General features: G+C 42.1%; 5 protein-coding genes. All 5 read right to left on the reverse strand.

From position 1 onward, the window contains the following. Window positions 1-191: 191 nt before the first annotated feature. Genes sufB through sufC form a run of 5 tightly spaced genes read right to left on the reverse strand, consistent with a single transcriptional unit; the run spans window position 192 to window position 5386 of the window. Entirely contained in the window at window positions 192-1604 is a 1413-nt protein-coding gene (gene sufB / locus HT708_RS10170; RefSeq protein WP_000797052.1) for a Fe-S cluster assembly protein SufB, read from the reverse strand. A 57-nt stretch (window positions 1605-1661) separates the two neighbouring features. Then, window positions 1662-2102, reverse strand: a complete 441-nt coding sequence (sufU, locus tag HT708_RS10175; protein WP_119943159.1) for a Fe-S cluster assembly sulfur transfer protein SufU — start codon at window positions 2100-2102, stop codon at window positions 1662-1664. Beyond that, complete coding sequence (locus tag HT708_RS10180; protein WP_119943157.1) at window positions 2089-3315, reverse strand: cysteine desulfurase; 1227 nt, start codon at window positions 3313-3315, stop codon at window positions 2089-2091. Before HT708_RS10180 ends, sufU begins: the two co-directional genes overlap by 14 nt. Window positions 3316-3325: 10 nt before the next feature. Further along, on the reverse strand, window positions 3326-4588 hold the full coding sequence (gene sufD / locus HT708_RS10185) for a Fe-S cluster assembly protein SufD (RefSeq protein WP_050219083.1): 1263 nt from the start codon (window positions 4586-4588) through the stop codon (window positions 3326-3328). 27 nt (window positions 4589-4615) lie between these two features. Beyond that, on the reverse strand, window positions 4616-5386 hold the full coding sequence (gene sufC / locus HT708_RS10190; protein WP_000114489.1) for a Fe-S cluster assembly ATPase SufC: 771 nt from the start codon (window positions 5384-5386) through the stop codon (window positions 4616-4618). Window positions 5387-5693 lie beyond the last annotated feature (307 nt).

A 5693-nucleotide genomic window follows, 5' to 3' on the forward strand; every position in this document is an offset into this window, starting at 1 on the left:
CAAATTCATCTTCAAAGTTCTTGATTTTGAGTAGATCTAATGCTCAATGAAAATCAAAGAGTAAACTAGGAAGCTAGCCGTAGGTTGCTCAAAGCACCGCTTTGAGGTTGTAGATAAAGCTGACGTGGTTTACACTTTGATTTTCGAATAGTATCAAAGTCCTTGATTTTGAGTATATCTAAAATCAAATTTTACCCAACTGACCCTTCCATCTCATAGCTAATCAAGCGGTTCAGCTCAACAGCATACTCCATTGGAAGCTCTTTTGTGAAGGGCTCCACAAATCCCATAACAATCATTTCTGTCGCTTCTGATTCTGACAATCCACGACTCATGAGGTAATACAATTGTTCTTCTGAAATCTTAGAAACCTTAGCTTCGTGTTCCAAAGCAACTTGCGAGTTGTGGATTTCATTAAATGGAATAGTATCTGATGCCGACAAGTCATCCATGATAATGGTATCACATTCAATGTGAGAAACAGATTTCTTAGAGTTCTTGTTAAAGGTTACTTGACCACGGTAGTCAACCTTTCCTCCGCCTTTAGCGATGGATTTAGACACGATAGACGAACTGGTATGTGGAGCATTGTGAATCATCTTGGCACCAGTGTCCTGGTGTTGCCCTGCATTAGCAAAGGCAATAGAAAGCATAGTACCACGCGCCCCTTCTCCATCTAGGCAAACAGATGGGTATTTCATGGTTGTTTTGGCACCCAAGTTTCCATCAATCCACTCAACAGTCGCATCTTTCAAGGCTTTGGCACGTTTCGTTACCAAGTTATAGACGTTGTCAGACCAGTTTTGAATGGTTGTATAACGCATATAAGCTCCTTTTAAGGAAAAGATTTCTACAATGGCAGCATGCAAGCTGTTACTTGAATATGTTGGCGCTGTACAACCTTCAACGTAGTGGACACTTGCTCCCTCATCAACGATAATCAAGGTACGTTCAAACTGACCTGTATTTTCGTTGTTGATACGGAAGTAAGTTTGAAGTGGAATATCCACTTTGACCCCTTTTGGTACATAGATAAAGGTTCCACCTGACCATACTGCCGAATTGAGGGCAGCCAACTTATTATCTGTTGGTGGTACCAACTTAGCAAAGTATTGTTTAAACAAATCTGGGTATTCCTTGAGAGCAGAATCCGTATCTGTAAAGATAATACCTAACTTCTCAAATTCTTCCTTCATGTTATGGTAAACTACTTCGGACTCATACTGGGCAGAAGCTCCAGCAAGATAAGCACGTTCAGCTTCTGGAATCCCAATACGTTCAAAGGTTTCTTTAATTTTTTCAGGAACCTCATCCCAGGAACGAGCTGGTTTATCAGATGGTTTTTGGTAGTAGATTAAGTCATCAAAATCAATCTCTGACAAGTCTGCTCCCCAAGTTTGCATGGGCATTTTTTTGAAGGTTTCATAAGACTTCAAACGGAATTCTAACATCCACTCAGGTTCTCCCTTGGCAGCTGATAGTTCACGAATGACATCCTCATTCAATCCTTTTCCTGTCGATAGGACAGGCTCTACATCATCATGGAAACCAAATTTATATTCACCAAGATCAATTGGTTTTGGTTCTACTCTTTCTTCAGCCATAATATCCTTTCTTTCATTCTTCATTTCTACTGATTCATAAGACAAAAGAAACTTGCCTTATTTGTTTTCTTGATTTTCAATTGTTTTCTTAAGGGCATTCCAAGCTAGGGTTGCACACTTAATTCGTTGCGGGAATTTGGCAACACCTGACAAGAAGGCTGCGTCTCCAAGACTATCTTGTCTGTCATCTTTTTGCCCTTGAACCATTTCAGAAAAAATGGTCGCAAGTTCTAAAATTTCTTGTTTGGTTTTTCCTAAAACTGCATCTGTCATCATGCTGGCAGAGGCAGTTGAGATGGTACAACCTGAGTTTAGAAAAGCGATATCTTCCAAACGGTCCTCTGCATCAAACTTGACAGAGAGATTGATAACATCCCCACAGGTTGGATTGTTGAGACTGATTTGCTCAGCATCTTCCAACTTCCCTTGGTGATGTGGATTTTTCGAATGGTCCGCTACCACTGCCATATAAAGGCTATCTAGTTTAGAAAGTGCCATTGAAAAACTCCTTTGTCTTTTGTAAGGCATCGACTAGCTTGTCGCAATCTGCCTTGGTATTGTAGATATAAAAACTTGCACGAGCTGTTGCTGAAACTTCCAAATACTGGAGCAAGGGTTGCGCACAATGGTGACCTGCTCGAACAGCAACTCCTTCATAATCCAGAGCCGTCGCGATGTCGTGCGGATGAAGGTCGCCTAGGTTAAAGGCAATGACACCTGAACGTTGAGCCAAGTCCTGCGAACCGTAAATGGTCAATCCTTCAATCGCCTGCAGTTTTGGATAGACATATGCAATCAGTTCCTGTTCATGGGCTTCAATGGCATCCATACCAATCTTTTCCAGATAATCCACTGCTGCTGCCAGTCCGATAGCACCTGCCATGTTAGGAGTTCCAGCCTCGAATTTCCAAGGCAATTCCTTCCAACTAGCCGATTGTTCGTAGACGAAATCAATCATCTCGCCGCCAAATTCTATTGGAGACATTTGCTCAAGATACTTTTCTTTGCCGTAAAGGACACCGATACCAGTCGGACCAGCTATCTTGTGACCCGAAAAGGCGAAGAAGTCCACATCCAAGTCATGGACATCAATCTTCATATGAGGTGTAGATTGAGCACCATCCACTACCATGATTGCCCCAACTTGGTGGGCTAATTGAGTGATTTCCTTGATCGGATTGACCACACCAAGAACATTGGAGGCATGAGCTAGGGAAACAAATTTAACCTTATCAGTCAATTTAGCTCGCAAATCCTCCATATCCAAGGCACCATCTTTAAGATAGACATAGACAAGCTCTGCTCCAGTCTTTCGACAAGCTTCCTGCCATGGAATGATATTAGAATGGTGTTCCATTACTGAAATCAAGACCTGGTCTCCCTCAGTCAAGACTTCCTCAGCATAACGCGCTACCCAGTTCAGACTGGTTGTCGTTCCTCTGGTAAAGAGAACTTCCTTTGTAGAGTCTGCATTGATAAACTTACGAATGGTTTCACGAGCCGCCTCATAAGAAGCTGTCGCCCTTTCTGCCAAGGTATGAACACCACGGTGAACATTGGCATTGTCGCTCTCATAGTAGCGGTTGATTGTTTCCAGTACTGCTAGTGGTTTTTGTGTCGTCGCAGCATTGTCCAGATAGACCAACGGTTCATCGTTGACAATCTGGTCTAAAATTGGAAAATCCTTGCGAATCGCTTCTACATCTAACATAGGCTACCCCTTAGCGTTTTGACAATTTTTCTTCGATAGTCGCAATCATTTCATCACGAACTTCCTTGACTGGAATCTCCACGATAACAGATCCAAGGAAACCACGGACAACCAAGCGTTCTGCAGTTGCCTTGTCCAAGCCTCGGCTCATGAGGTAGTACATGTCTTCTGGATCAACTTGTCCGATAGACGCTGCGTGTCCTGCAGTGACGTCATTTTCATCAATCAAAAGAATTGGATTGGCATCTGAACGCGCTTGGTCTGAAAGCATGAGCACACGGCTCTCTTGTTGGGCATCTGCTCCCTTAGCACCCTTAATGATGTGGCCGATACCATTGAAAGTCAAAGTTGCTTTTTCAAGGATAACCCCATGTTGGAGGATATTTCCGATTGAGTTGCAGCCATAGTTTGTTACGCGAGTGTCAATTCCTTGCACCTGACGGCCACTTGAAAGAGCTACAACTTTCAGGTCAGCATGGCTACCGTTACCAAGCAAGTCACTATCAAAGTCAGCAACGACGTTTCCTTCGTTCATGACACCGATTGCCCAGTCAATACTTGCATCGTTGCCTAATTTACCACGACGGCTAATATAGGCAGTAACGTTTTCACCTAGACGGTCGATAGCCGCAAACTTGACTTGAGCACCAGAACGTGCAATTACTTCTACTGTGATATTAGCAGTTGCTTTGGCACTTCCTTCACCGCGTGACTCTAAACGCTCCAGATAACTAATCTTAGAATTTTTACCAGCGATAATCATAATATGCTTGTTAAACGGCACATCGCTATCGCTGTCTTGATAGAAAATCCCTTCGATTGGTTCAGCAATTTCCACGTTATCAGGAATATAGAGAACAGCACCACTATTGAAATAAGCTGTATGGTAGGCTGCCAACTTATCATCGTCATACTTGACAGATGACATGAAGAATTCCTCAACAAGCTCTGGAATTTCTTCTAAAGCTGAGTGGAAGTCTGTAAAGATGATACCCTGTTCAGCCAACTCAACTGGAATTTGCTCAAAAACAGTTTGCGTTCCTACTTGCACCAACTTCAAGTGGTTATCTAGTGCAGTGAAATCTGGAACATTTGCTGATGGCTCGCTTTCTGTAATCGTCCCATCCCCCAGATTCCAACGGTGGAATTTGACACGCTCAATAACTGGTAATTCTAAACTCTCAATCTTATCAAAAGCTTTTTGACGGAGGTCAGCCAACCAGCTTGGTTCAGCGTGCATTTCTGAAAAAAGTTTAATATTTTCTTTAGTCATTTACTTCTCCTAAAAGATACGAGGGAATTACAATTCTTCCTTGTAGTCGTAGCCAAGTTCTTCAGCTAGTTTTGCGTATCCTTCACGTTCCAAACGTGCAGCCAATTCTGGACCACCTGAAAGGACAACACGCCCTTCCATCATCACGTGTACCACATCAGGTGTGATGTAGTTCAAAAGACGTTGGTAGTGAGTGATGATCATAGCACCAAAGCCTTCACCACGCATAGCATTCACACCTTTAGAAACAACTTTAAGGGCATCAATATCAAGACCTGAGTCAATCTCATCCAAAAGAGCAAAAGTTGGTTCCAACATCAAGAGTTGAAGAATTTCATTACGTTTTTTCTCACCACCAGAGAAACCTTCGTTGAGGTAACGCTCTGCCATTTCTTCTTTCATGTTGAGCAATTCCATTTTTTCATCTAGCTTAGTAATAAACTCACGAACTGAAATCTTCTCATCATCTTCTTTACCAGCATTCATAGCGGCACGAAGAAACTCAGCGTTGGTAATTCCAGGGATTTCTGATGGGTATTGCATAGCAAGGAAAAGTCCCATACGCGCACGCTCATCCACTTCCAACTCAAGGATGTTTACACCATCAAACAAAACTTCACCTTTGGTTACTTCATAGTTTGGATTTCCCATGATAGCGGCAGAAAGAGTCGATTTACCTGTACCATTTGGTCCCATGATAGCGGCAATTTCTCCTGTTTTCAGGGTCAAGTTAACCCCTTTTAAAATTTCTTTTCCTTCAATCTCAACGTGAAGATCTTTGATCTCTAATACTGACATGATAGTTCCTTTCTTTTTCAAGACCTTTACAGTACTTACTAGAAACATACTTGATTTCCCTAGAAAATACGGTAATACTCAATGAAAATCAAAGAGCAAACTAGGAAGCTAGCCGCAGGTTGCTCAAAGCACCGCTTTGAGGTTGCAGATAAAGCTGACGTGGTTTGAAGAGATTTTCGAAGAGTATAAAAGGTCAATAAATATACTTTTATAGTATAACAAAAAAAAGCCTAAAAGGCTTTGATTTTGTCTGGAAGCTGAGGGCTAGTCTTTCCTATTAAAATGCTGATCGATGACATCAACGATT

This window comes from Streptococcus sp. 3613 (assembly GCF_013277375.1).
Taxonomy (GTDB): domain Bacteria; phylum Bacillota; class Bacilli; order Lactobacillales; family Streptococcaceae; genus Streptococcus; species Streptococcus pseudopneumoniae.

Bases quoted from the DNA above. Each gene is read 5' to 3' on its own strand.
- sufB (WP_000797052.1), bottom strand. From the start codon at position 1,604: ATGGCTGAAGAAAGAGTAGAACCAAAACCAATTGATCTTGGTGAATAT.
- sufU (WP_119943159.1), bottom strand. From the start codon at position 2,102: ATGGCACTTTCTAAACTAGATAGCCTTTATATGGCAGTGGTAGCGGAC.
- HT708_RS10180 (WP_119943157.1), bottom strand. From the start codon at position 3,315: ATGTTAGATGTAGAAGCGATTCGCAAGGATTTTCCAATTTTAGACCAG.
- sufD (WP_050219083.1), bottom strand. From the start codon at position 4,588: ATGACTAAAGAAAATATTAAACTTTTTTCAGAAATGCACGCTGAACCA.
- sufC (WP_000114489.1), bottom strand. From the start codon at position 5,386: ATGTCAGTATTAGAGATCAAAGATCTTCACGTTGAGATTGAAGGAAAA.